This is a genomic window from Streptomyces sp. HmicA12 (assembly GCF_000373565.1).
Taxonomy (GTDB): domain Bacteria; phylum Actinomycetota; class Actinomycetes; order Streptomycetales; family Streptomycetaceae; genus Streptomyces.
In genome coordinates this window covers 557179-580003 of record NZ_KB891820.1, presented here as the reverse complement: position 1 = coordinate 580003, position 22825 = coordinate 557179, and the positions used below count along the sequence as shown (strand labels likewise).

22 protein-coding genes are annotated in these 22825 nt (G+C 71.3%); 10 read left to right on the top strand and 12 right to left on the bottom strand.

Annotated elements, in window-relative coordinates; genetic code table 11:
• Window positions 1–30: 30 nt before the first annotated feature.
• Window positions 31–813 carry a hypothetical protein gene (locus B072_RS0128990; RefSeq protein ID WP_063746472.1) on the top strand — a complete coding sequence of 261 codons (783 nt, stop codon included), beginning with the start codon at window positions 31–33 and terminating at the stop codon, window positions 811–813.
• 70 nt (window positions 814–883) lie between these two features.
• On the opposite strand, the gene B072_RS0128985 is transcribed toward B072_RS0128990, so the two are convergent.
• From B072_RS0128985 to B072_RS0128970, 4 genes are all read right to left on the bottom strand, one after another.
• Window positions 884–1123, bottom strand: a complete 240-nt coding sequence (locus B072_RS0128985) for a chaplin (RefSeq protein ID WP_018533467.1) — start codon at window positions 1121–1123, stop codon at window positions 884–886.
• 215 nt (window positions 1124–1338) lie between these two features.
• A complete protein-coding gene (locus B072_RS0128980) occupies window positions 1339–1584 on the bottom strand; it encodes a chaplin (protein WP_018533466.1) in 246 nt (81 codons plus the stop codon).
• A 170-nt stretch (window positions 1585–1754) separates the two neighbouring features.
• Window positions 1755–2396 carry a response regulator gene (locus tag B072_RS0128975; RefSeq protein ID WP_026246410.1) on the bottom strand — a complete coding sequence of 214 codons (642 nt, stop codon included), beginning with the start codon at window positions 2394–2396 and terminating at the stop codon, window positions 1755–1757.
• Window positions 2389–3534, bottom strand: a complete 1146-nt coding sequence (locus B072_RS0128970; RefSeq protein ID WP_026246409.1) for a GAF domain-containing sensor histidine kinase — start codon at window positions 3532–3534, stop codon at window positions 2389–2391. Before B072_RS0128970 ends, B072_RS0128975 begins: the two co-directional genes overlap by 8 nt.
• Before the next feature lie 195 nt (window positions 3535–3729).
• On the opposite strand from B072_RS0128970, the gene B072_RS0128965 reads away from it, so the two are divergent.
• The 3 genes from B072_RS0128965 (at window position 3730) to B072_RS0128955 (ending at window position 6576) form a co-directional block, all read left to right on the top strand.
• Window positions 3730–4428 carry an SDR family NAD(P)-dependent oxidoreductase gene (locus B072_RS0128965; RefSeq protein WP_018533463.1) on the top strand — a complete coding sequence of 233 codons (699 nt, stop codon included), beginning with the start codon at window positions 3730–3732 and terminating at the stop codon, window positions 4426–4428.
• The gene (locus tag B072_RS0128960) at window positions 4425–5507 is read left to right on the top strand and encodes an S-adenosylmethionine:tRNA ribosyltransferase-isomerase (RefSeq protein WP_018533462.1); all 1083 of its coding nucleotides are present in this window, start codon (window positions 4425–4427) and stop codon (window positions 5505–5507) included. The genes B072_RS0128965 and B072_RS0128960 overlap by 4 nt, the downstream gene beginning before the upstream one ends.
• A 319-nt stretch (window positions 5508–5826) precedes the next feature.
• On the top strand, window positions 5827–6576 hold the full coding sequence (locus tag B072_RS0128955) for a transglycosylase SLT domain-containing protein (protein WP_018533461.1): 750 nt from the start codon (window positions 5827–5829) through the stop codon (window positions 6574–6576).
• A 114-nt stretch (window positions 6577–6690) separates the two neighbouring features.
• Here B072_RS0128955 and B072_RS0128950 read toward each other — a convergent pair whose 3' ends face one another.
• The gene (locus B072_RS0128950; RefSeq protein WP_018533460.1) at window positions 6691–9261 is read right to left on the bottom strand and encodes an FHA domain-containing protein; all 2571 of its coding nucleotides are present in this window, start codon (window positions 9259–9261) and stop codon (window positions 6691–6693) included.
• A gap of 360 nt (window positions 9262–9621) precedes the next feature.
• Here B072_RS0128950 and B072_RS0128945 point away from each other — a divergent pair, with 360 nt between their 5' ends.
• Both B072_RS0128945 and serB read left to right on the top strand, forming a co-directional pair.
• Window positions 9622–11283: a streptophobe family protein gene (locus tag B072_RS0128945; RefSeq protein WP_018533459.1), complete on the top strand. Its 1662-nt coding sequence runs from the start codon at window positions 9622–9624 to the stop codon at window positions 11281–11283.
• A 343-nt stretch (window positions 11284–11626) separates the two neighbouring features.
• Window positions 11627–12874, top strand: coding sequence for a phosphoserine phosphatase SerB (gene serB / locus B072_RS0128940; RefSeq protein WP_018533458.1), 1248 nt, complete (start codon window positions 11627–11629; stop codon window positions 12872–12874).
• Window positions 12875–12950: 76 nt separating this feature from the next.
• Here serB and B072_RS0128935 read toward each other — a convergent pair whose 3' ends face one another.
• The 4 genes from B072_RS0128935 to B072_RS0128920 form a co-directional block, all read right to left on the bottom strand.
• Window positions 12951–13469, bottom strand: coding sequence for a SixA phosphatase family protein (locus B072_RS0128935; protein WP_026246407.1), 519 nt, complete (start codon window positions 13467–13469; stop codon window positions 12951–12953).
• 85 nt (window positions 13470–13554) lie between these two features.
• A complete protein-coding gene (locus B072_RS0128930) occupies window positions 13555–13761 on the bottom strand; it encodes a hypothetical protein (RefSeq protein ID WP_018533456.1) in 207 nt (68 codons plus the stop codon).
• A gap of 220 nt (window positions 13762–13981) precedes the next feature.
• Complete coding sequence (locus B072_RS49670) at window positions 13982–14101, bottom strand: SGM_5486 family transporter-associated protein (RefSeq protein WP_086020409.1); 120 nt, start codon at window positions 14099–14101, stop codon at window positions 13982–13984.
• Between the two features lie 29 nt (window positions 14102–14130).
• Window positions 14131–15417, bottom strand: coding sequence for a CynX/NimT family MFS transporter (locus B072_RS0128920; RefSeq protein WP_078506618.1), 1287 nt, complete (start codon window positions 15415–15417; stop codon window positions 14131–14133).
• A gap of 94 nt (window positions 15418–15511) precedes the next feature.
• Here B072_RS0128920 and B072_RS0128915 point away from each other — a divergent pair, with 94 nt between their 5' ends.
• Window positions 15512–16207 (top strand): FadR/GntR family transcriptional regulator, encoded by a 696-nt coding sequence (locus B072_RS0128915; protein WP_018533453.1) that lies wholly within the window; start codon window positions 15512–15514, stop codon window positions 16205–16207.
• Here the strand turns inward: B072_RS0128915 and B072_RS0128910 are convergent.
• The 3 genes from B072_RS0128910 to fabG form a co-directional block, all read right to left on the bottom strand.
• Window positions 16182–16532: a hypothetical protein gene (locus tag B072_RS0128910; protein WP_018533452.1), complete on the bottom strand. Its 351-nt coding sequence runs from the start codon at window positions 16530–16532 to the stop codon at window positions 16182–16184. The two genes, B072_RS0128915 and B072_RS0128910, sit on opposite strands and share 26 nt — an antisense overlap.
• Window positions 16533–16713: 181 nt before the next feature.
• Window positions 16714–17499 carry an enoyl-ACP reductase FabI gene (gene fabI / locus B072_RS0128905; RefSeq protein WP_018533451.1) on the bottom strand — a complete coding sequence of 262 codons (786 nt, stop codon included), beginning with the start codon at window positions 17497–17499 and terminating at the stop codon, window positions 16714–16716.
• Between the two features lie 5 nt (window positions 17500–17504).
• The gene (gene fabG / locus B072_RS0128900; protein ID WP_018533450.1) at window positions 17505–18224 is read right to left on the bottom strand and encodes a 3-oxoacyl-[acyl-carrier-protein] reductase; all 720 of its coding nucleotides are present in this window, start codon (window positions 18222–18224) and stop codon (window positions 17505–17507) included.
• Window positions 18225–18410: 186 nt separating this feature from the next.
• Here fabG and B072_RS0128895 point away from each other — a divergent pair, with 186 nt between their 5' ends.
• From B072_RS0128895 to tyrS, 3 genes are all read left to right on the top strand, one after another.
• Window positions 18411–19934 carry a TldD/PmbA family protein gene (locus tag B072_RS0128895; RefSeq protein WP_026246405.1) on the top strand — a complete coding sequence of 508 codons (1524 nt, stop codon included), beginning with the start codon at window positions 18411–18413 and terminating at the stop codon, window positions 19932–19934.
• A 112-nt stretch (window positions 19935–20046) separates the two neighbouring features.
• The gene (locus B072_RS0128890) at window positions 20047–21441 is read left to right on the top strand and encodes a metallopeptidase TldD-related protein (protein WP_018533448.1); all 1395 of its coding nucleotides are present in this window, start codon (window positions 20047–20049) and stop codon (window positions 21439–21441) included.
• Between the two features lie 64 nt (window positions 21442–21505).
• Window positions 21506–22777, top strand: coding sequence for a tyrosine--tRNA ligase (tyrS, locus tag B072_RS0128885; protein ID WP_018533447.1), 1272 nt, complete (start codon window positions 21506–21508; stop codon window positions 22775–22777).
• Window positions 22778–22825 lie beyond the last annotated feature (48 nt).

Below are 22825 nucleotides of genomic sequence, written 5' to 3'. Positions count from 1 at the left end.
GCGTGCTGAAGGGCTTCTAAGGTGGAGCGCATGCTGTCGGAACCACGATCTGGACGCCTGGCGTCATGGGGAAATGCCCTGTTGGGCGGTTTTGTCGCACCTGATGACGCGGTGCTCGCCATTGTGGGTGAGGACGCCGTGCACCGGGTGTCGGGGATCCCCGGGGAGGCCGGGCCCGTCGGCCTGACGCTCGCCCTGGGGCGGCTGCGGGCGCTCGGGGCCACCGGGCTGCGGGTCGCGCTGCCCGCGCCGGGGCATCCGCTGGGGCTCAGCGGACCGCCGGAGTTCAATGCGCGGGCCCTGGAGGCCGAGGAGGCCGTGGTGTGTTTCGGGGCCGCGCTGGGGCTCGTACCGGAGGTGTACGAGGCCGGGCCGGACGGCGACGTGCACGTCGAGGTGGTGTGGCACTGCCTGCCCGTGCGGGAGACCCCGCCGGCGGACGTGCCGTCGCTCGGTGAGGCCGAGCGGGAACTCGCGGAGGCCCTCCGGGAGGCCACCGAGGTGCTCACGCGGTTGGACGTGGCCGGGTCGGGGCCGGTGGCCGAGGCCGCCATGGACGCGTATCGGGCGCGAGCCGAGCGCGGGCGGGAGGTGCTCGCTCCGGGGTATCCGCCGCGGGCCGTGCGGGTACTGGAGCTGGCTCAGCGGGTGGGGCTGCTGATCTCCGTCGCGTACGAGAGCGGGCACGGCGGGGCGATGAGCGCCTCCGAGATGGGGGCTCGGTCCGTGGCGTTGCGGCCTGTGGAGCGGACGGCCCGGCGGGCTCAGGTCGCCGCGTACAACTCCTTCGTGGAGGAGCGGGAGCGGGGCTGAACGCGCACACGGGAAGGCCCCCGAGGACGCGGTCCTCGGGGGCCTTCCCGTGCCTGCGGGGCAGGGAACCTCAGACGTTCGACGACAGGTTGCCGAAGGCCGGGTTCAGGACGCCGATCACGTTGACCGAGTTGCCCGTGGCGTTCACCGGGACGTGCACCGGAACCTCGGCGTGGTTGCCGGAGCCGACGCCCGGGGACTGCGTGGCCGCGCCGTTGGCGTCCGCGTCGGCGAACGCCGCACCCGCGGAGGCGCCCGCGGCGATACCGGCGATGGAGACGGCCAGGGCGGCCTTCTTGGCGATGCTCATGAGAAGTGTTCCTCCAGATTTGCGTATCGACCCCAGCCACGGGGCCGCACGCTGAGGAACGCGTGGGCCGGGAGGACGACACGGGCTGCGGACACAATGCCCTCGATCGGATCAATGGGCTTGTGGGGTAAGGGAGTTGAGGGTCGGAGGAAAAACGGACCGGCCCCCCGGGGAGTACCCGAGGGGCCGGTGGTCCTGTGGACCCTGCGCCTGCGTCAGCCGTTGAACCCGTCGTTCCCGAACGCGGGGTTGAGCGCACCGATCACGGACACGGTGTTGCCCACGGCGTTGACCGGGATGTGGATCGGAGCCTGGATCAGGTTGCCCGAGCCGACGCCCGGCGACTTCACGGCCTTGCCGTCGGCGTGCGCGCCGTCAGTGGCGGAGGCGAGACCGGCACCGGCGGCGACCAGGCCACCGGCGACGAGGGTGACAGCCGCAGCCTTCTTCAGGTTCTTCACTTCTGGATCCTCCTTGCGATCGCCGCGGCCAGCCGCCGCAGCATGCACTGAAGAACGCCGGGGGGTCCGGCAGGATGCGCCATTCGAATGACATCCACACGACGGTATGAATCTCGGTCCGGAGTGGAACCGCCGCGTATTTCCGTGCAGTAGTGCGCCGGCGCTGATCGTCAGCCCGCGGCGCCGTGCCGTACGGCCCAGAGCGCGGCCTGGGTGCGGTCCGCCAGGTCGAGCTTCATCAGGATGTTCGACACGTGGGTCTTCACCGTCTTCTCGGAGAGGACGAGGGCGCGCGCGATCTCCCGGTTCGAGCGGCCGTCGGCGATCAGGCCGAGCACCTCGCGCTCCCGGTCGGTGAGGGAACCGCCTCTCCCCTGCCCGCTGTTGGTCTCCTCCTGGGAGAGCAGGGCGCCCGCCACCTCCGGCTGGAGCAGGATGTGGCCCGCGTGGACCGAGCGGATGGCGCCGGCCAGGGCGTCGGGGTCCACGTCCTTGTACACGTAGCCGGCGGCTCCGGCGCGCAGGGCGGGGACGACCGTCCGCTGCTCGGTGAAGCTGGTGACGATCAACACCTTCGCGGGGTTGGCCAGTTCGCGGAGTTTGCGGAGTGCCTCCACGCCGTCCATGCCCGGCATCTTGACGTCCATGAGGACGACGTCGGGCCTCAACTCCTCGGCGCGGGCGACTCCTTCGGCGCCGTCGGCCGCCTCGCCGACGACCTCGATGTCGTCCTGGATCTCGAGGAACGTGCGCAGGCCCCGGCGGACGACCTGATGGTCGTCCACAAGGAGAACCTTGATTGCGTCAGCCACCGGGGACCTCCATCTCGATCGTGGTGCCCTTGCCGGGCTCCGACTCCACTGTGAGCGTGCCACCGGCCCCGCTCGCCCTGTCCCGCATGGAGACCAGGCCCAGATGGCGCCCGGCACTGCGTATCGCCTTGGGGTCGAAGCCCGAGCCGTGGTCGGTGACGCGGAGCACCGCACCCGAGCCCCGCTTGTCGAGCGTGACCTCGACCCGCTCGGCCCCGGAGTGGCGCAGGGCGTTGTGCAGCGCCTCCTGGGCGACGCGCAGCATCGCCTCCTCCTGGGCGGCGGGCAGGGCGCGGATGCCGCCGGTCGCGAAGGTGACGTGTGCGCCGTGGGCCCGGTCGAGGACCTGGATCTGGGTGCGGAGGGTGGCCACCAGGCCGTCCTCGTCGAGGGCGGCGGGGCGCAACTCCACGACGGCGGCGCGCAGTTCGTCCGTCGCCTCCGCCGCCAGCTCCACGACGTGCCGCAGTTCGTCCTTGGCGCGGGCCGGGTCGCGGTCCACGAGCCTGGCCGCCGCCTGGGCCGTCAGGCGCAGGGAGAAGAGCTTCTGGCTGACCGCGTCGTGCAGTTCATGGGCGAGGCGGGAGCGCTCCTCGGCGATGGTGAGCTCGCGGCTGCGCTCGTACAGGCGGGCGTTCGTGAGGGCGATCGCGGCGTGCTGGGCGAGGAGCTCCAGGAGTTCCTCGTCGTCCTGCGTGAAGCCGCAGCCGCCCTCGGGCTTCGGGCACCTCTTGTTCGCCAGGAAGAGGGCGCCGATCGTCTCGTCCCCGTCCTTGATGGGCAGGCCGAGGAAGTCGGACATGTCGGGGTGGGCGGCGGGCCAGCCCTCGAAGCGGGGGTCCTTGCGGACGTCGGCCAGGCGCTCGGTGCGTGCCTCGAGCAGCATCGCCGCGAGGATGCCGTGCTGGCGCGGCAGCGGGCCGATGGCCTTCCACTGCGCGTCGCTCACGCCGTCGACGACGAACTGAGCGAAGCCGCCGTGGTCGTCGGGCACCCCGAGCGCCGCGTACTCGGCGTCGAGCAGCTCGCGGGCCGAGGCGACGATCGTCTTGAGGACGTCGCGCACCTCGAGGTGTCTGCTCATGGCCAGGAGCGCGGCGCTCACCGCGGCCAACCCGGTCCGTGGACCTTGACTCATGGCCTCACCGTACCGGTGGGGTGTGACCGTGTGTATCGGGCCTGTGGCGGCACCGGCCTAGGGCCCTGGGCGTAGGGCGAAGGGCCCTCGGGCATCGCGACCCGCGTCCGAGGCGCCCGGCCCGTCCCGATTCCTACGTTGAAGGCAGGACGCAGGAACGACGGAGCTGGATGACGGAGCTAGGGGACGGTTGTCATGGCTGTAGCGATCATCACGGGGGCTTCTCGGGGGTTCGGCCGGGCGCTGGCGACCTCGCTGGCCGAGCGGGGCTGGGATCTCGTACTGGACGCGCGGAACGCGGGCCCCCTGGAGGACGTCGCGGAGCGGTTGCGTACGTACGGCGGGGCCGTGAGCGCCGTGGCGGGGGATGTGGCGGACGCTGCTCATCGGGTCGAACTGGTCGCCTCCGCCTGGGAGATGGGCGGGCTCGACCTGTTGGTGAACAATGCGGGCGTGCTCGGGGCGGAGCCGCTGGTGACGCTGGACGAGCTCCCGGTCGACGCCTTCCGGCGGGCGCTGGAGATCAATGTGGTGGCACCGCTGGCGCTGCTCCAGGAGGCGCTGCCGCTGCTGCGGGACGCGCCGGCCGGGACGGTGCTCAACATGAGTTCCGACGCGGCCTCGGAGGCGTACCGCACCTGGGGCGGCTACGGGGCGACGAAGGCGGCCCTGGACCAGGTCTCGGCGGTCCTCGGGGTGGAGGAGCCAGGGCTGCGCGTCTGGGCGGTGGATCCGGGCGGGATGCGTACGGACATGCTGGCGGCGGCGGAGCCGGACGAGGATCTGAGCGGGGTGCCGCGCCCCGAGGACGTCGTGCCCGCTTTTCTGCGTCTCCTTGATGAGCGTCCGGCCAGTGGGCGGTATGCGGCGCCCTCCTTGTTGGAGGTGCGATGACGCTCGCGCTGCGGGTCCCGGAGGAGCTGCTGGCGCAGGTGCCGGCCGAGCAGCGGGGGCGCGGGCGGGACAGATCGTCGGTGCGGCTGCTGGTGTCGCGGGGGACGGAGGTGGCGCATCGCCGGTTCGCCGAGCTGCCGGACGTGCTGCGGGCCGGGGACCTGCTCGTCGTCAATACGTCTCCTACATTGGCGGCCGCCGTGGACGGAAGGCTCGGGCACGCGCGCGTGGTCGTGCATTTCTCGACGCGGGGAGACGACGGGCGCTGGGCGGTGGAGCTGCGGGAGCCGGACGGGCGGGGCACCACGCGTCGGCACGCGGGCGGTCCCGCGGGAGCGGTCGTGGCGCTCCCGGGCGGCGTACGGCTCGTACAGGAGGAGCCGGTGGCGGCGGGGAGCGAGCGGCTGTGGTGGGCGCGGGTGAGCGGGGACGTACCGGCCCTGCTGCGCGCGCACGGGCGGCCGATCCGCTACTCCTACACGCGGCGGGACCAGCCGCTGTCCGCCTACCAGACCGTGTTCGCGCTGCCCTACGCGGACGGGGCGGGCAGCGCCGAGATGCCGAGTGCGGCGCGGCCGTTCACGGAGCGGATCGTGGCGCGGCTGGTGAGCCGCGGGGTGCAGTTCGCTCCGATCACGCTGCACACGGGGGTGGCGTCGGCCGAGTCGCACGAGCCGCCTTATGGCGAGCGGTTCGCGGTGCCGGAGGCGTCGGCCCGGCTGATCAACGCCGCCAAGGCGGGAGACGGCCGGGTCATCGCCGTCGGGACGACCGCGGTGCGGGCCGTCGAGTCCGCGGTCGGCGATGACGGCGCGGTGCGGGCGGCGGGCGGCTGGACCGATCTCGTCGTGACGCCGGAGCCCGGGGTGCGGGTGGTGGACGGGCTGCTCACGGGGCTGCACGAGCCGGAGGCGTCCCATCTGCTGATGCTGGAGGCGGTCGCGGGACGGGAGGCGGTGAGCCGTACGTACGAGGCGGCGTTGCGGGGGCTCTACCTGTGGCACGAGTTCGGGGACGTGCACCTCATCCTTCCGGAGGAGGCGCCTCACGCTGAGCGTTGCAGTGGCAACTGCACGTGAGGTGGGGGCGGTCCGGGTGTGACGCCGCGCATAGGGCCCAGGTCACGTACGAAGGCCGCTAGTGGATGAGTAAAGGACTTAAGTCCCGAGGTTGTGCGGGGGCTGGGGGTCGAGAGTCGCCCTCCGGCCCCTTTTCCCGTACCCCGGTCCACTACCCGGCTTCGTACGTCACACCTTTGCCACGGATTTTTGCGGCCGCTAAGAATGGCCACCGTCGCTCAGCGCCGCGGGGTTGTACCCGCGGCGTTCGTGTCCCAAACACAGGGTCCGCATTCCGGAACCGCGGGCGGCGTCCGTTCTTCGAGAGGTCCCCGTCTCCATGTCCAAGCACCGCCCCTCCGGCCATAGTCCGCTGGCCCGCAGCCACAAGTTCTCGGTGGCCGGTGTCGCGGCGCTCGGTGCGGCCGCTCTCGCGGTCACGCTGGCGCCGAGCCACGGCACGCAGGCCAAGGCGCAGGCCGAGACGGTCTCCGCCGCGCCGGTCGCGTTCACCACGAGCGCCGGTGCCGAGCAGATCAAGGACGTGCGAGCCGGCGTCGCCCACCAGCAGGCCACCGCCACGAAGCAGGCCGAGGCCGCCGCGAAGAAGGCCGCCGCCGACAAGGCCGCGGCCGAGAAGGCCGCCGCGGAGAAGAAGGCGAAGGCCGAGGCCGAGGCGAAGGCCGCGAAGGAGCGCGAGGCGAAGGCCGCCGCGAGCCGGTCCGCCGCGCGCACCGCCACCGCTGCCCCGGCGGCCGCCAAGACGTACGCGAACAACCTCGACGGGTGGATCCACCAGTCGCTCGACATCATGTCGAAGAACGGCATCCCGGGTTCGTACGACGGCCTGTACCGCAACATCATGCGGGAGTCGACGGGCAACCCGAACGCCGTCAACGGCTACGACGTCAACGCCCAGAACGGCACCCCGTCGATCGGCCTGCTGCAGGTCATCCAGCCGACGTTCAGCGCGTACCACGTCTCCGGTACCTCGACGAACATCTACGACCCGGTCGCCAACATCACGGCCGCCGCGAACTACGCGGCCGACAAGTACGGCTCGATCGACAACGTGAACAGCGCGTACTGAGACCCGTTGCCGGGACCTCCGGGTCCGGAACGCGCTGAGCCCCCACGGCGGAGAAGGGCGGCACCCCACGAGGGTGCCGCCCTTCTCCGTATCCGTGCGTCGCGGGACAGCCGCCTACTTGCGCATGACCTCGGGCTCGTGGCGGCGCAGCAGCCGTGCCACCAGGAAGCCACAGATGATGCCGAGCACGATCAGGACCGTGAGGTCGATGCCCCACTGGGCGACCGAGTGCTCCCACAGCGGGTCGAGGTCGTCGGGCTTCTTCGGGTCCCAGGGCGGCATCACGTGCGACAGGTCGAGCGTGGCGCCCGCGGCGCCGATCGCCCAGCGGGACGGCATCAGCCAGGCGAACTGCTCCAGGCCGATGGAGCCGTAGATCTGGAACAGGACGCCGGTGAAGACGACCTGGACGATGGCGAACATGACCAGCAGCGGCATCGTCTTCTCGGAGGTCTTCACCAGCGAGGAGATGACCAGGCCGAACATCATCGACGTGAAGCCGAGCGCGATGATCGAGATGCACAGCTCGGCGGCCGGCGGCATCAGGAGGCCTTCCTCGGGCAGCTCGCGCGGCGTGAAGGCGATGGCGCAGATGATGACGCCCTGGATGGCCGTGATGACGCCGAGGACGATGACCTTCGACATCAGGTACGCGGAACGAGACAGGCCGGTCGCGCGTTCCCGTTCGTAGATGACCCGTTCCTTGATCAGCTCACGGACCGAGTTGGCCGCCGCCGAGAAGCACATGCCGACCGCGACGATCAGCATGATGGTGCCCGCGTCGGCGTTGAACTTGCTCGGCGGCTTGGGCGGCCCGAGGCCGAACTCGGCCGGGATGACGACGGAGACGATGCCGAGGACCGCCGGGAGGATCACCATCAGGCCCATGAAGCCCTTGTCGGAGGCGATCACCGACACGTAGCGGCGGATCAGCGTGATCAGCTGGGCACCCCACGGCTGCGGCTTGGGTGGCTTGACCGCGGCGGGTGGTGCCATCTGTATCGACTGCGGGGCGACGGCGTCGATGTCGGCGGCGTACATCTGGTAGTGCTGCGAGCCCTTCCAGCGGCCCGCCCAGTCGTAGTCGCGGTAGTTCTCGAACGCCGAGAAGACGTCGGCCCATGTGTCGTAGCCGAAGAAGTTGAGTGCTTCCTCCGGCGGGCCGAAGTACGCGACCGCGCCGCCCGGCGCCATCACGAGCAGCTTGTCGCAGAGCGCCAGTTCGGCCACCGAGTGGGTGACGACGAGGACCGTGCGGCCGTCGTCGGACAGGCCGCGCAGCAGCTGCATGACGTCGCGGTCCATGCCCGGGTCGAGGCCGGAGGTCGGCTCGTCCAGGAAGATCAGCGACGGCTTGGTGAGCAGCTCCAGGGCCACGGAGACGCGCTTGCGCTGGCCACCGGAGAGGGAGGTGACCTTCTTCTCCTTGTGGATGTCCAGCTTGAGCTCGCGCAGCACCTCGTCGATGCGCTGCTGGCGCTCCTGCTCGCTGGTGTCCGCGGGAAAGCGAAGCTTGGCGGCGTACTTGAGCGCCTTCTTGACGGTCAGTTCCTTGTGCAGGATGTCGTCCTGCGGGACCAGACCGATGCGCTGGCGCAGCTCGGCGAACTGCTTGTACAGGTTCCGGTTGTCGTAGAGGACGTCGCCCTGGTTGGCGGGCCGGTAACCGGTGAGCGCCTTCAGCAGGGTCGACTTGCCGGAGCCCGACGGGCCGATGACGGCGATCAGCGACTTCTCCGGGACCCCGAAGGAGACGTCCTTGAGGATCTGCTTGCCGCCGTCGACGGTGACCGTCAGGTGGCGTGCGGAGAAGGAGACGTCACCGGTGTCGACGAACTCCTCGAGCCGGTCGCCGACCAGGCGGTACGTGGAGTGGCCGACGCCGACGATGTCGTTCGGGCCGAGCAGGGCGCGGCCGCTCTTGGGGATCGGCTGGCCGTTGACGTACGTGCCGTTGTGCGAGCCGAGGTCGTGGATCTCGAAGCGGCCGTCCGGCGTCGCGTGGAACTCGGCGTGGTGGCGCGAGACCTGGAGGTCGGAGACGACCAGCTCGTTCTCCAGGGCGCGGCCGATGCGCATGACACGGCCGAGGGCCAGCTGGTGGAACGTGGTGGGGCTGCGGTCGCCGTACACCGGCGGGGCCCCCGCGACTCCGCCGGGGCCCTGCTGCTGCGGCACCTTCTGCACCGACGGCTGCTGCCACTGTTGTTGCTGGGGCTGTTGGTGCTGAGGCTGCTGCTGAGGAGCCTGTTGCGACCAGCCCGGCTGCTGTTGGTACTGCTGCGGCGGTGGCTGCTGCGTGAGGCCCGCGGCCTGCTGCTGCGCCTGGTGCGGCGACGCCTGCCCGGCCTGCGCGGTCTGCCCCGCCTGCGCGGACACGGCGGCGGCCTGGGCGCTGCCCTGCACGTTCAGGCGTGGCCCGTCCGTGGAGTTGCCCAGGTGCACCGACGAGCCGGGGCCGATCTCCATCTGGTGGATCCGCTGCCCCTGCACGAAGGTGCCGTTGGTCGAGCCGTGGTCCTCGATGGCCCAACTGCGGCCGCCCCAGCTGATCGTGGCGTGACGCCAGGACACCCTGGCGTCGTCGAGCACGATGTCACCCCCCGGATCGCGCCCGAGGGTGTACGGCCTGGACGGATCGAGCGTCCAGGTCCTGCCATTCAGTTCCAGTACGAGTTCAGGCACTCCATGCCCCACTGAGTTGTCCCCCGAGTATTTCCCCCGTCATGGGGAGTGTAGGGATGTCGAACATCGTGAGGAACTATTTCAGGAACGCCCCTGTGACCGAAAGTTGGCCCTTGTGGAAGGGGTGGTGAAGGCTCCCGCGACAGCTCCCGCCGTGAATTCCGCTCCGATCCCCGGCCGGCACCGGCGGCTGCACCGTTGACGCGGCGGAGGCGGCACCCGGAGAGTGGTGGATGCCCATGACGCCCTCAACTCCCCCTGTGCGCAACACATCTGGCACATACGGGACATCAAGGGTGATGCGGTACGGATCGGGGGGTCCTGATGGAGACCGGCCAACAGGGGACTCGGCGCGGTGGCATGTCCGCGATCAGGTGGGCCGATGTGCTGCTGTCCGCCGTCGCCGCGGTGAGCTGGGCGTTCATCGCGATGGCGGGGGTCGCCGCGCTCGGCCTCCACTTGCTGGAAGCGGACTCGGTCGCCTCGCTCGGCCCGATGACGGCCGCCGTGGTGGCGATCGGGGTCGGCGGGCGCGTGACGCCGTCCGGCGACGTCTCGGCGTTCGGGCTCTCGGGCGCGCAGGCGGACACCGCGATCGACATCGCGCCGCTGGGCGTGGGTCTGGTCGGCGCGCTCCTGCTGAGCTGGTTCTTCCTGCGCTCCCTGCGGTCGGCGGGAGTGGAGATCTCGCCGGGTGAACTCCTCACGCGTGCGGGCGCGGTGGTGGTGCTGTTCGTGGCGATGCTGGGCGGGCTCGCCTGGGCGGGCCACGACATCATCACGATCGACGGTTCGCAGCTGGGGCTGAGCGACATTCCGGGGGCCGGGGGCCTGCCGGACGACATCGCGGACAAGCTGCCGGGCGACCTCGGGGGCGCGCTCCCGGACCGGCTGGGCGGGCTCGTGGGCGCGGAGGCGAAGGTCGGCTTCACCGTGCAGACGGGGGCGACGCTGCTGGGCGGCGCCGCGTTCGTGATCGGGGTGCTGCTGATCGCGTTGCTCGCGTCGCGGCGCACGCCGTTGCCGCGTGCCCTCTCGGCGGTCCACCGGGTGGTGCGGCCCGCCGCGTCGGCGCTGGTGACGGTGCTGCTGGTGGCGGTGCTCGCGGGCCTGGCGGCGGCCGTGTACGCGATGACCGACGACGACCACCCCGAACGGATCGCGGGCGCGGCCCTGCTCGGGGCGCCCAACGGGGTCTGGCTCGGCGTGCCCATCGGCCTGTTCGTGCCGTGGGACGGCGAGGCGACCGGCGAGCTGGCGAAGCTGCTGCCCGATCCGCTCGACGACCTGCTGCGGGTGTCGTCGGACCAGCCCGTGACGCTGGGCCGGCTGGCCGAACTCGACAGCAGGGTATGGCTGTTGGGGGTGGCGATGGCGCTGATGATGCTGTTCGCCGGGGTGCTGACAGCCGTACGTTCACCCGTGGTCCGGGCCCCTTGGGGCTTCGCCGGACGCTGCGCGCTGCGGCTCGGGGTCGTCACCGCGCTCGCGCTGCCGCTCCTGGTCTGGCTGACGGACGTCTCCGCCGGGGCCTCCCTGTCGGTGCTCGGCTTCGACGCGTTCGGGGCCGGCATCGAACTGCACGGGCAGCTGGGCATGGCGCTGCTGCTCGGGGCGGCGTGGGGAGCGGGGGCCGGGGCGCTCGGGGCGCTGCTCGCGTGCGCGACCGGGGCCGCGGGGAGCCGTGTGTCGCCCCTGGCCACTGGGGCGACGGGGGCGGCAGGGACGCCGGAGGCCGCGGGCCCGTACCAGCCGAGCCGCCCGTACCGCCCGGCCAACCCGGACACGAACCCGTACCTGCGCAACCCGTACGACGAGCGGAGCCGGGACGACAGGGGGGACCGGAGCGGACAGGGAAACAGGGGCGACCAGGGCAGCCAGGACGCGGCGGAGACCATGGCGAGCCCGATCCGTCCGGACCCGCCGCGCCCCCGGGACGGCGGCTGGCCGCCCCCTCCCCCACCCCCGCCGGCACCGGGCCGGAACCGGGACGGTCACCGCCGCGGGGACAAGGCGCCCTGAAACGGGAAGACGACCCCAACAGCGTTGTCCGGCACTCGGACCAGGCCCGCACCCGGGCGGACACCGCCACGACGACAAGACACCCCAGAACCGGGAACACGCCCCGACAGCGGCACCGTCCAGCACCCGGACCACCCCCGGACGGACACCCCGCGACGCCAAGACACCCCCGAACCAGCAACACGCCCCGACAGCGGCACCGTCCAGCACCCGGACCACCCCCGGACGGACACCCCGCGACGCCAAGACACCCCCGAACCAGCAACACGCCCCGCACCAGCGTTGTCCGGCACTCGGACCACCCCCGCACCCCTGAACGGAGGCCCGATAACGTAAGGGCATCATGAGCGCTTCGCAGCCCCAGCACCCCGCTGATGCCCCGACCGACACCCCGACCGTGCCGGCCGACGTCCCGACCCTCCTGGTCAAGATCTTCGGCAAGGACCGGCCCGGCCTCACCGCCGGGCTCTTCGACACCCTCGCCGCCTACTCCGTGGACGTCGTCGACATCGAGCAGGTCGTCACCCGAGGACGCATCGTCCTGTGCGCCCTGGTGACCGAGCCGCCGGCCGGCCTGGAGGGGGACCTGCGGGCCACCGTCCACAGCTGGGCGGAGTCCATGAAGATGCAGGCCGAGATCATCTCCGGCATCGGTGACAACCGCCCGCGCGGCCTCGGCCGTTCCCTGGTCACCGTGCTCGGGAACCCGCTCACCGCCGAGACGACCGCCGCGATCACCGCGTCGATCACCGGCACCGGCGGCAACATCGACCGTATCTTCCGGCTCGCCAAGTACCCCGTCACCGCCGTCGAGTTCGCGGTCTCCGGCACGGAGACGGAGGAGCTGCGCACCGCGCTGGCCATAGAGGCGGCGAGGCAGGGTGTGGACGTGGCGGTCGTCGCGGCGGGGCTGCACCGGCGCGCGCAGCGGCTCGTCGTGATGGACGTCGACTCGACGCTCATCCAGGACGAGGTCATCGAGCTGTTCGCGGCGCACGCGGGCTGCGAGGACAAGGTCGCCGAGGTGACGGCGGCGGCGATGCGCGGCGAGCTGGACTTCGAACAGTCGCTGCACGCGCGCGTGGCGCTGCTCGAGGGGCTCGACGCGTCGGTCGTCGAGAAGGTCAGGAGCGAGGTGCGGCTCACGCCCGGCGCCCGCACCCTCATCCGTACGCTCAAGCGTCTGGGCTACCAGGTGGGTGTGGTCTCCGGTGGGTTCACGCAGGTCACGGACGATCTGCGGGAGCGTCTCGGGCTCGACTTCGCGCAGGCCAACACCCTGGAGATCGTCGACGGCAGGCTGACCGGAAAGGTCACCGGCGAGATCGTGGACCGGGCCGGCAAGGCGCGACTGCTGCGCCGGTTCGCCGCCGAGGCCGGGGTACCGCTCGCGCAGACCGTGGCGATCGGCGACGGCGCCAACGACCTGGACATGCTGAACGCGGCCGGGCTCGGTGTCGCCTTCAACGCCAAGCCGGTGGTCCGCGAGGCCGCGCACACCGCGGTGAACGTTCCGTTCCTGGACACCGTCCTCTACCTGCTGGGCATCACGCGCGAAGAGGTCGAGACGGCGGACGCGCAGGAAGCGTAGACCCCGTGGACACGTGGAAGGGGGCCCGGCAGCAGTGCCGGGCCCCCTTCCCATGTCTACGGCTGCGGAGATCCGTCTACTCGCTCGGCGCCCAGTAGTCGGAGAGGGTGGCGGTGCCCGGCTCCAGGCCCTTCCAGGAACCGGTGAACGTCAGGACGGCGAAGGCGGACGTGGGGAAGCCGCGGCGGTCCAGCCGGACCCGCGCGTCGCCCTCGGCTCCGCCCGCGAGGACCTCGACGAGGCCGTGCACTCCGGGGTTGTGGCCGATCAGCACCAGGTTGTTCACGTCGTCCGGCGTCTCGTTCAGCACGGCGATCAGTTCGCCGGGCGACGCCTCGTAGACCCGCTCCTCGTACACGGTCCGCGGCCGCTCGGCCAGCTCGGCGACGGCGAGCTTCCAGGTCTCACGGGTGCGGGCGGCGGTCGAGCAGAGGGCCAGGTCGATCGGGATGCCTGAGTCGGCGAGCCTGCGCCCGGCCACGGGGGCGTCCCTGCGGCCTCGCTCGGCCAGCGGCCGCTCGTGATCGGAGACCTGGGGCCAGTCCGCCTTGGCATGCCGGAAAAGGACAATCCTGCGGGGTTCTGCGACGCTCATGGGTCCCAGCTTCGCACGAAACGCGGCGCCGGGCGCAGGGAGTTGGCGGGCTCGCCCGGCACGGGTGAACGGTTACGGACACGACCTAGCGGAGCAGCATTTCCTTGGCGCGCGCCAGGACGTGGGCGACGGTCGGGTCGCCCGCCGCGGCCTGTCCGTCGGCCGGGTTGAGGATCAGCAGGAGCAGCGTCACGAACGCGACGGCCGGCAGCACGATCGCCCACCAGGGCAGCCGGATGTCGACGCCGCCCGTGGCTGCCGGGTGGGTCCGGGTGTGCGAGGGGGCCGACATGGGGTGCCTCCGTGATCCGTGGCGTCGTACGGCAGGTGCGTACGGTCGCTTCGTCCGGTGCGCCGGCGGTGTCGTCGGCGACACTTCGAAGGTACGGATTACGAGGGGCCCGGCCCATCCGGTGATCCACCCACTTCACCCTGACACTGGCCCCCTAGGGGACGGTGGAGCTAACCCCACCATCGGGGCCCGCCCCCTGGTCGGGGGCGGGGGCGGGGGTTCAGGGGGCGGCGATGGTCGCGATGATGGCGACGACCACGGCGACCGCCATCATCAGGCCGAAGACGGCGAGGAGCTTCTTCTGGCTGTTCTGGGGGTTCGGCTCGAGCACAGGCGACATGCGGCAAGTGTCGCACCCGTCCCCGGGTGTCAGGACGCCGGGGCCGCCGCTGCCGCCTCGTCCTCGACGGTGCGGTTGCGGCCCGCGAGGACGCCGACCACGATCTGCGGCACCATCAGCGCGGCCATCAGCGCGATCGGCGCGCTCCAGCCGCCGGTGTGCTGGTAGAGGACGCCGACGAGCAGCGGCCCGGGGATCGAGATCAGGTAGCCGGTGGACTGGGCGAACGCGGACAGCTTGGCGACGCCCACGCCGGTGCGGGCCCGCATGCCGACCATCGTGAGGGCCAGCGGGAACGAGCAGTTGGAGATGCCGAGCAGGACGGCCCAGGCCCAGGCGCCGGAGGACGGGGCGAAGTACATGCCCGCGTAGCCGGCCAGGCCGCACAGGCCGAGGGCGACGACCATCGGGCCCTGGCTGGGCAGGCGGGCGGCGACGCGCGGGATGACGAAGCCGAACGGGACGCCCATCGCCATGGTCACGGCGAGCAGCACACCGGCGGTCGACGCGGAGACCCCGGAGTCGCGGAAGATCTGCGCCATCCACCCCATCGTGATGTACGCGGCCGTGGCCTGGAGCCCGAAGAAGACGGCGAGTGCCCAGGCGGTGCGGCTGCGGGTGATGCGCAGGCCGTCGTCGCCCGCCGCCCGCACCTGCTGGACGGGGCCCTTGTCCCGCACGAGCGGGATCCAGGGCAGCACGGCGGCGACGGCGAGCCCGGCCCACACGGCGAGCCCGGTCTGCCAGCTGCCGCCCATGGCGTCGGTCATCGGCACGGTCAGCGCGGCGGCGAGCGAGGTGCCGGCGGCGAGCGCCATCGAGTACAGGCCGGTCATGGAGCCGACGCGGTCGGGGAACCAGCGCTTGACGATGACCGGCATCAGGACGTTGCTGACCGCGATGCCCATCAGGGCGAGGGCGCTGGCGACCAGGAAGCCGACGGTGTTGCCGGTGTACGGGCGGATGATCAGGCCCGCGGCGATCGCGGCCATGCCGAAGCAGACGACGGCGCTCGCGCCGAACCGCTTGGCGAGGCGGGGCGCCATCACGCCGAAGACCGCGAAGCACAGCGGCGGTACGGAGGTGAGCAGTCCGGCGACGCTGCCGCTCATGCCGAGCCCGTCGCGGACCTCTTCGAGGAGGGCGCCGAGGCTGGTGATCGCGGGCCGCAGGTTCAGGGCGGCGAGGACGATGCCGACGGTGACGAGGCGGATCGTCCAGGCGCGCGGGCCGGCCTTCGCCTCGGCGCCCACGTCGCTGGATATCGGGGAATCGGCGGTCGGCGGCGCCATCGTCGGGGTTTCCTCACTAGCCATGAGGCCCATCTTAGAATCATGGGATGATTGGTTGTCCAGTTGGTCCACTGGCTGGTTCGCTACTGTTCGCAGTCCGTCCGCACGAAGGAACGCCATGCCGCTGACCTCCCCCAGGCGCTCGGCCCTATCCGAGCAGGTCATCTCCGCCCTGCGTGCCCAGATCTCCTCGGGCGAGTGGCCGGTGGGCACCCGGATCCCGACGGAGCCGGAGCTCGTCGAGCAGCTGGGCGTCGCGCGGAACACGGTGCGGGAGGCGGTGCGCGCCCTCGCGCACAACGGGCTGCTCGACATCCGGCAGGGCTCGGGCACCTACGTCGTGGCGACCAGCGAGCTGGCGGGCGTGATGCAGCGGCGGTTCGCCGAGGCCGATCCGCGGCACATCGCCGAGCTGCGCTCCACGCTGGAGTCGAGCGCGGCGAAGCTGGCCGCGCAGCGGCGCACCGAGCGCGATCTGAAGCAGCTGGACGCACTGCTCGTACGGCGTGAGGAGGCGTGGGAGTCGGGCGACACGGAGGCGTTCGTGGCGGCGGACGCGACGTTCCACATGGCCGTGGTGGCGGCGTCGCACAACGACGTGATGACGGCGATGTACGCGGATCTGGGCGAGGTCCTGCGGGACTGGCTGCGCGAGGACGTGGGCGAGAAGCTCACCGCCGAGAACCACATGGACCACGCGGGGCTGGTCGACGCGATCAGGGACGGTGACGCGGAGGCCGCCGCGACGCAGGCGGCGGGCTATCCGTTCCTGTGCCGTCCGGGGCGCCTCACCGCGCCGTCCTCCGGTGGCTGACCCGGACGCTCTCGACCTTCTTCCAGCACCGGCCCTGGAGCCGCACGGTCTCCGCGGGGTTCACCGCGCGCGGCGCGGAATCGGTGTCGATGTCCCACCACGGCGCGCACTCGATGTGCAGGGCGACGGAGTCGACGCCCGGGTACGGGTTGTGACAGGTGGCGTCCACCCGTCTCCCGTCGACGTCGACGCGGCACTGGGCGCCGAAGAGTTCGCGCTTCGGCCTGGGCTCGTCGTCCTTCTCGGCGGACGCCGCGACGCAGGGCACCGCGACCAGTAGGGCCACGGCTATCAGGGCTGGGGCGATGCGGTGGGGCAGGCGCACAAAAGAGGACCTCCTCGCACCCAGGGTGCGTGGAGGTCCCTTCCGTTCGCCCGGCCAGTGACCCGAACGAGTGCCCCGTCAGGATCGCGGGGAACTGCGCGAGGACGGCCCACCGGCCCGCGGCCGCGCACGAGGCATCAGCCCCCGCGGCGGCCCGGCGGGCCCGGTCCGGGCGGAGCGCCTACGCGCCGATGGCGTGCAGACCGCCGTCGACGTGGACGATCTCGCCGGTCGTCTTCGGGAACCAGTCCGAGAGCAGCGCGACGATGGCCTTGCCGGCCGGCTCCGGGTCGTCCAGCTTCCACTCCAGCGGGGCACGGGTGTCCCACACGGCGGCGAGGTCGCTGAAGCCCGGGATGGACTTGGCGGCCATGGAGCCGAGCGGGCCCGCCGAGACCAGGTTGCTGCGGATGTCGTGCTTGCCCAGGTCACGCGCCATGTAGCGGCTGGTGGCCTCCAGGGCGGCCTTGGCCGGGCCCATCCAGTCGTACTGCGGCCAGGCGAACTTCGCGTCGAAGGTCAGACCCACGACGGAGCCGCCCTCGCTCATCAGCGGCAGCAGCGCCATCGTCAGCGACTTCAGGGAGAAGGCGGAGACGTGCATGGCGGTGGCCACGGACTCGAACGGCGTGTTCAGGAAGTTGCCGCCGAGCGCGTCCTGCGGCGCGAAGCCGATGGAGTGCACGACACCGTCGAGCTTGTCGCCCAGGTGCTCGCGGACCTGGCCCTCCAGGCGGGCGAGGTGCTCGTCGTTGGAGACGTCGAGCTCCAGGACCTTGACCTTCTCCGGGTGGGGCAGCTTCTTGGCGATGCGCTCGGTGAGCGTCGGCCGCGGCCAGGCGGTGAGGATGATCTCCGCACCCTGCTCCTGGGCCAGCTTCGCGGTGTGGAAGGCGATGGAGGACTCCATCAGCACACCGGTGATGAGGATCTTCTTGCCCTCGAGGATTCCAGTCGTGTTCGTCATCGTGCTCAGTGACCCATTCCCAGTCCGCCGTCAACCGGGATGACGGCTCCAGTGATGTACGAGGCGTCGTCCGAGGTCAGGAACTTCACCACTCCGGCGATCTCCTGAACCTGCGCGTACCGGCCGAGCGGCACCTGGGCGACGATGCCGGCGCGCTGCTCGTCGGTGAGCGCCTGGGTCATGTCGGTGTCGACGAAGCCCGGGGCGACGACGTTGAAAGTGATGTTGCGCGATCCCAGCTCACGGGCGAGGGAGCGCGCGAAGCCGACCAGACCGGCCTTCGAGGCGGCGTAGTTCGCCTGCCCCGCCGAGCCGAGCAGCCCGACGACGGAGGAGATGAGGACCACACGGCCCTTCTTGGCGCGCAGCATGCCGCGGTTGGCACGCTTCACGACCCGGAAGGTGCCGGTGAGGTTGGTGTCGAGGACGGACGTGAAGTCCTCCTCGGACATGCGCATGAGGAGCTGGTCCTTGGTGACGCCGGCGTTGGCGATCAGGACCTCGACGTTGCCGTGCTTCTCCTCGATCTCCTTGTAGGCCTGCTCCACCTGCTCGGCGTCGGTGATGTCGCACTTGACGGCGAGGGCACCGGCGTCGACGAGCTCCTTGGGCGGTTCGCCCGAGCGGTAGGTGAACGCGACCTTGTCGCCTGCCTCGACGAAGGCACGGGCGATGGCGAGGCCGATGCCCCGGTTTCCTCCGGTGACGAGAACCGAGCGGCTCAACGGATCACCCTTTCGATAGCGGTCGTGGTACCCGAAAACTTATCGGTACGACCCTTGGTACGGAGAATCGAGCACCGACAGTGGCGTACACGACTCCCTGTCGGGTCTCTACAGAAAGGTCTGGCCCCCTGCCCTGGTCGCGCGACATGATCGGGGCTCACCGGTGGCCACGACAGGGAGACATTCGTGCCTCATACGATCGATGAAGCCTTCACGGCATTGCCGCTGCGGGCCCTGGCGGACGCGGCCCTGGCCCGTGCCCGGGCCCTGGGCGCCGAGCACGCGGACTTCCGGTTCGAGCGGGTGCGCAGCGCCGCGGTGCGGCTCAGGGACGCCAAGCCGGCGGGCTCCTCCGACACCACGGATCTCGGGTACGCCGTGCGCGTGGTGCACGGCGGTACGTGGGGCTTCGCGTCCGGCGTCGACCTGACGATGGACGCCGCGGCGAAGGTCGCGTCGCAGGCCGTGGCGATGGCGAAGCTGAGCGCGCAGGTGATCAGGGCGGCGGGCTCCGACGAGCGGGTGGAACTGGCGAGCGAGCCGGTGCACGCCGACAAGACGTGGATCTCCTCGTACGAGATCGATCCCTTCTCCGTGCCGGAGGAGGAGCGCGCCGGGCTGCTCGCCGACTGGAGCGCGCGACTGCTCGCCGCCGACGGGGTCAGCCACGTCGACGCCTCGCTCCTGTCCGTGCACGAGAACAAGTTCTACGCGGACACGGCCGGGACCGTGACGACGCAGCAGCGCGTGCGCCTGCATCCGCAGCTCACCGCCGTCGCCGTGGACGACTCCAGCGGCGAGTTCGACTCGATGCGCACGATCGCGCCGCCGGTGGGCCGCGGCTGGGAGTACCTGACGGGCACCGGCTGGGACTGGGAGGGCGAGCTGGCGCGGATCCCCGAGTTCCTCGCCGAGAAGATGCGGGCGCCGAGCGTGCGGGCGGGCACGTACGACCTGGTCGTGGACCCGTCGAACCTGTGGCTGACGATCCACGAGTCCATCGGGCACGCCACCGAGCTCGACCGCGCGCTCGGCTACGAGGCGGCGTACGCGGGCACCTCGTTCGCCACCTTCGACCAGCTCGGGAAGTTGAAGTACGGCTCCGAGATCATGAACGTGACCGGGGACCGCACCGCCGAGCACGGGCTCGCGACCATCGGTTACGACGACGAGGGCGTGGCCGGGCAGTCCTGGGACCTGGTGCGGGACGGCACGCTCGTCGGGTACCAACTCGACCGCCGCATCGCGAAGTTGACCGGGTTCGAGCGGTCCAACGGATGCGCGTACGCCGACTCCCCCGGGCACGTGCCCGTCCAGCGGATGGCGAACGTGTCGCTGCGGCCGGACCCCGGCGGGCTCTCCACCGAGGACCTGATCTCGGGCGTCGAGCGCGGGATCTACGTCGTCGGGGACCGGTCGTGGTCCATCGACATGCAGCGCTACAACTTCCAGTTCACCGGCCAGCGCTTCTTCAAGATCGAGAACGGTCGACTCACCGGACAGCTCCGCGATGTCGCCTACCAGGCCACGACCACCGACTTCTGGGGCTCGATGGCGGCGGTCGGCGGCCCGCAGACGTACGTCCTCGGCGGCGCCTTCAACTGCGGCAAGGCCCAGCCGGGCCAGGTCGCGGCCGTCTCGCACGGCTGCCCCTCGGCCCTCTTCAAGGGCGTCAACATCCTGAACACGACGCAGGAGGCGGGTCGATGAGCCCCGTCATCACCACAGCCGGGCATGGCAGCCGCGCCGACGGAATCGGCCGGGGGTCCGGGGGGCGTCCCCCGGGCAAGCACAGTCTCAACACGACGCAGGAGGCGGGTCGATGAGCCCTCGTACGAACAAGCCCCACGAGATCGTCGAGCGCGCTCTGGAGCTGTCGCGGGCCGACGGGTGTGTCGTCATCGCCGACGAGACCTCCACCGCCAATCTGCGCTGGGCGGGCAACGCGCTGACCACGAACGGGGTGACGCGCGGGCGCACCCTCACCGTCATCGCGACGGTCGACGGCAAGGAGGGCACGGCGAGCGGTGTGGTCTCGCGGGCCGCCGTGACCGCCGACGACCTGGAGCCGCTGGTCCGCGCCGCCGAGGAGGCCGCGGCGAAGGCCGGGCCCGCCGAGGACGCGCAGCCGCTCGTCGCCGGCGTACCGCACTCCCCCGACTTCGCGGACGCCCCGGCCGAGACCTCGTCGGCCGTGTTCGCGGACTTCGCGCCCGCGCTGGGCGAGGCGTTCGCCCGCGCAAGGGCGGGCGGGCGCGAGCTCTACGGCTTCGCCAACCACGAGCTGACCTCCAGCTACGTCGGTACGTCGACGGGCCTGCGGCTGCGTCACGACCAGCCGAACGGAACGCTTGAGCTGAACGCCAAGTCGCCGGACCGTACGCGTTCGGCGTGGGCGGGGCAGTCGACGCGGGACTTCAAGGACGTCGACCCGGCCGCGATGGACGCCGACCTCGCCACCCGGCTCGGCTGGGCCCGGCGCCGGATCGACCTGCCCGCCGGGCGGTACGAGACGCTGCTGCCGCCGACCGCCGTGGCCGACCTGCTGATCTACCAGCTGTGGTCGGCGGGGGCGCGGGACGCCGCCGAGGGCCGGACGGTGTTCTCCAAGCCGGGCGGCGGTACGCGCGTCGGGGAGCGGCTCAGCGAGCTGCCGCTGACGCTGCGCAGCGATCCGCACGCGCCGGGCCTGGAGTCCGCCCCGTTCGTGCTGGCGCACTCCTCCGGGGACGACGCGTCGGTCTTCGACAACGGGCTGCCGATCGGCGCGACGGAGTGGATCTCGGGCGGTGAGCTCACGCACCTGACGACCACCCGGCACAGCGCGGGGCTGACCGGCCTGCCGGTGGCGCCCGCCGGTGACAACCTCATCCTCGACGGCGGCTCGGACAAGTCCCTCGACGAGATGGTCGCGGCCACGGAGCGCGGGCTGCTGCTGACCTGCCTCTGGTACATCCGCGAGGTCGACCCGGCGACGCTGCTGCTGACCGGGCTCACCCGGGACGGCGTGTACCTGGTGGAGAACGGCGAGGTCGTCGGCGAGGTGAACAACTTCCGGTTCAACGAGTCGCCGGTGGGTCTGCTGTCCCGCGCCACCGAGGCCGGGCGGACGGAAAAGACGCTGCCCCGGGAGTGGGGCGACTGGTTCACTAGGGCTGCGATGCCGGCGCTGCGGGTGCCGGACTTCAACATGAGCTCGGTCAGCCAGGGCGTCTGACCCTCGGGGATTCGCCCATAGACTGGCAGGGACTCAACAGCACTGGTCAAGGAGACACGGAACCGTGACGGACATCGTCGATGAACTGAAGTGGCGCGGGCTCATCGCCCTCTCCACCGACGAGGACGCGCTGCGCAAGGCCTTCGCGGACGGTCCGGTCACGTTCTATTGCGGCTTCGACCCGACCGCGCCCAGCCTGCACCTGGGGAACCTGGTGCAGATCCTCACCATGCGGCGCATCCAGCAGGCGGGCCACCGCCCGCTGGGCCTGGTCGGTGGCGCCACCGGTCTGATCGGTGACCCGAAGCCGAGCGCCGAGCGGACGCTGAACTCGCCGGAGGTCGTGGCCTCCTGGGTCGAGCGGCTGCGCGCGCAGATCGCGCCGCTGCTCGACTTCGAGGGCCCGAACGCGGCGACGATGGTGAACAACCTGGACTGGACGTCCGGGATGTCCGCCATCGAGTTCCTGCGCGACATGGGCAAGCACTTCCGGGTCAACAAGATGATCGCCAAGGAGGCCGTCTCGCGGCGGCTCAACTCCGACGCGGGCATCAGCTACACCGAGTTCAGCTACCAGATCCTGCAGGGGATGGACTTCCTCAAGCTGTACGAGCAGTACGGCTGTGTCCTGCAGACCGGCGGCACGGACCAGTGGGGCAACCTCACCTCGGGCACGGACCTGATCCACCGGGTCCACCCGGAGGCCGTGGTGCACGCGCTGGGCATCCCGCTGCTGACCAAGGCGGACGGCACCAAGTTCGGCAAGACCGAGTCCGGCACCATCTGGCTGGACCCGGAGATGTTCTCGCCGTACGCCTTCTACCAGTTCTGGCTGAACACGGACGACCGGGACATCGCCCGGTACCTGCGCGTCTTCAGCTTCAAGTCCCGCGAGGAGATCGAGGAGCTGGACCGGCTGACCGAGGAGCGGCCGCAGGCCCGCGCCGCCCAGCGCGCGCTGGCCGAGGAGCTGACGACGCTGGTGCACGGCGCCGACCAGACGGCGGCCGTGATCTCCGCGTCGAAGGCGCTGTTCGGGCAGGGCGACGGGAACCTGGCGGACCTGGACGAGGCGACGCTCGCCGCCGCGCTGTCCGAGCTGCCGAAGGCCGAGGTCACCGAGCTGGGCCCGGTGGTCGACCTGTTCGCCGAGGTCGGGCTCGTCGCCAGCAAGTCCGCGGCCCGGCGGACCGTGAAGGAGGGCGGGGCCTACGTGAACAACGTCAAGGTCGCCGCCGAGGACTTCGTGCCGGCCGCCGACGATCTGCTGCACGGCCGCTGGCTCGTGCTGCGGCGCGGCAAGAAGAACCTGGCCGCGGTGGAGCTCAAGGGCTGACGCACCCGCACACACCTGTTCCCCGCACCCCTCCAGGGGCGCGGGGAA

What these genes read in the sequence shown, in the direction of transcription:
- B072_RS0128990 (WP_063746472.1), top strand. Translation starts at nt 31, where the DNA reads ATGCTGTCGGAACCACGATCTGGACGCCTGGCGTCATGGGGAAATGCC.
- B072_RS0128985 (WP_018533467.1), bottom strand. Translation starts at nt 1,123, where the DNA reads ATGAGCATCGCCAAGAAGGCCGCCCTGGCCGTCTCCATCGCCGGTATC.
- B072_RS0128970 (WP_026246409.1), bottom strand. Translation starts at nt 3,534, where the DNA reads ATGAGTCAAGGTCCACGGACCGGGTTGGCCGCGGTGAGCGCCGCGCTC.
- B072_RS0128965 (WP_018533463.1), top strand. Translation starts at nt 3,730, where the DNA reads ATGGCTGTAGCGATCATCACGGGGGCTTCTCGGGGGTTCGGCCGGGCG.
- B072_RS0128960 (WP_018533462.1), top strand. Translation starts at nt 4,425, where the DNA reads ATGACGCTCGCGCTGCGGGTCCCGGAGGAGCTGCTGGCGCAGGTGCCG.
- B072_RS0128955 (WP_018533461.1), top strand. Translation starts at nt 5,827, where the DNA reads ATGTCCAAGCACCGCCCCTCCGGCCATAGTCCGCTGGCCCGCAGCCAC.
- B072_RS0128945 (WP_018533459.1), top strand. Translation starts at nt 9,622, where the DNA reads ATGTCCGCGATCAGGTGGGCCGATGTGCTGCTGTCCGCCGTCGCCGCG.
- serB (WP_018533458.1), top strand. Translation starts at nt 11,627, where the DNA reads ATGAGCGCTTCGCAGCCCCAGCACCCCGCTGATGCCCCGACCGACACC.
- B072_RS0128935 (WP_026246407.1), bottom strand. Translation starts at nt 13,469, where the DNA reads ATGAGCGTCGCAGAACCCCGCAGGATTGTCCTTTTCCGGCATGCCAAG.
- B072_RS0128930 (WP_018533456.1), bottom strand. Translation starts at nt 13,761, where the DNA reads ATGTCGGCCCCCTCGCACACCCGGACCCACCCGGCAGCCACGGGCGGC.
- B072_RS49670 (WP_086020409.1), bottom strand. Translation starts at nt 14,101, where the DNA reads ATGTCGCCTGTGCTCGAGCCGAACCCCCAGAACAGCCAGAAGAAGCTC.
- B072_RS0128920 (WP_078506618.1), bottom strand. Translation starts at nt 15,417, where the DNA reads ATGGCTAGTGAGGAAACCCCGACGATGGCGCCGCCGACCGCCGATTCC.
- B072_RS0128915 (WP_018533453.1), top strand. Translation starts at nt 15,512, where the DNA reads ATGCCGCTGACCTCCCCCAGGCGCTCGGCCCTATCCGAGCAGGTCATC.
- fabI (WP_018533451.1), bottom strand. Translation starts at nt 17,499, where the DNA reads ATGACGAACACGACTGGAATCCTCGAGGGCAAGAAGATCCTCATCACC.
- B072_RS0128890 (WP_018533448.1), top strand. Translation starts at nt 20,047, where the DNA reads ATGAGCCCTCGTACGAACAAGCCCCACGAGATCGTCGAGCGCGCTCTG.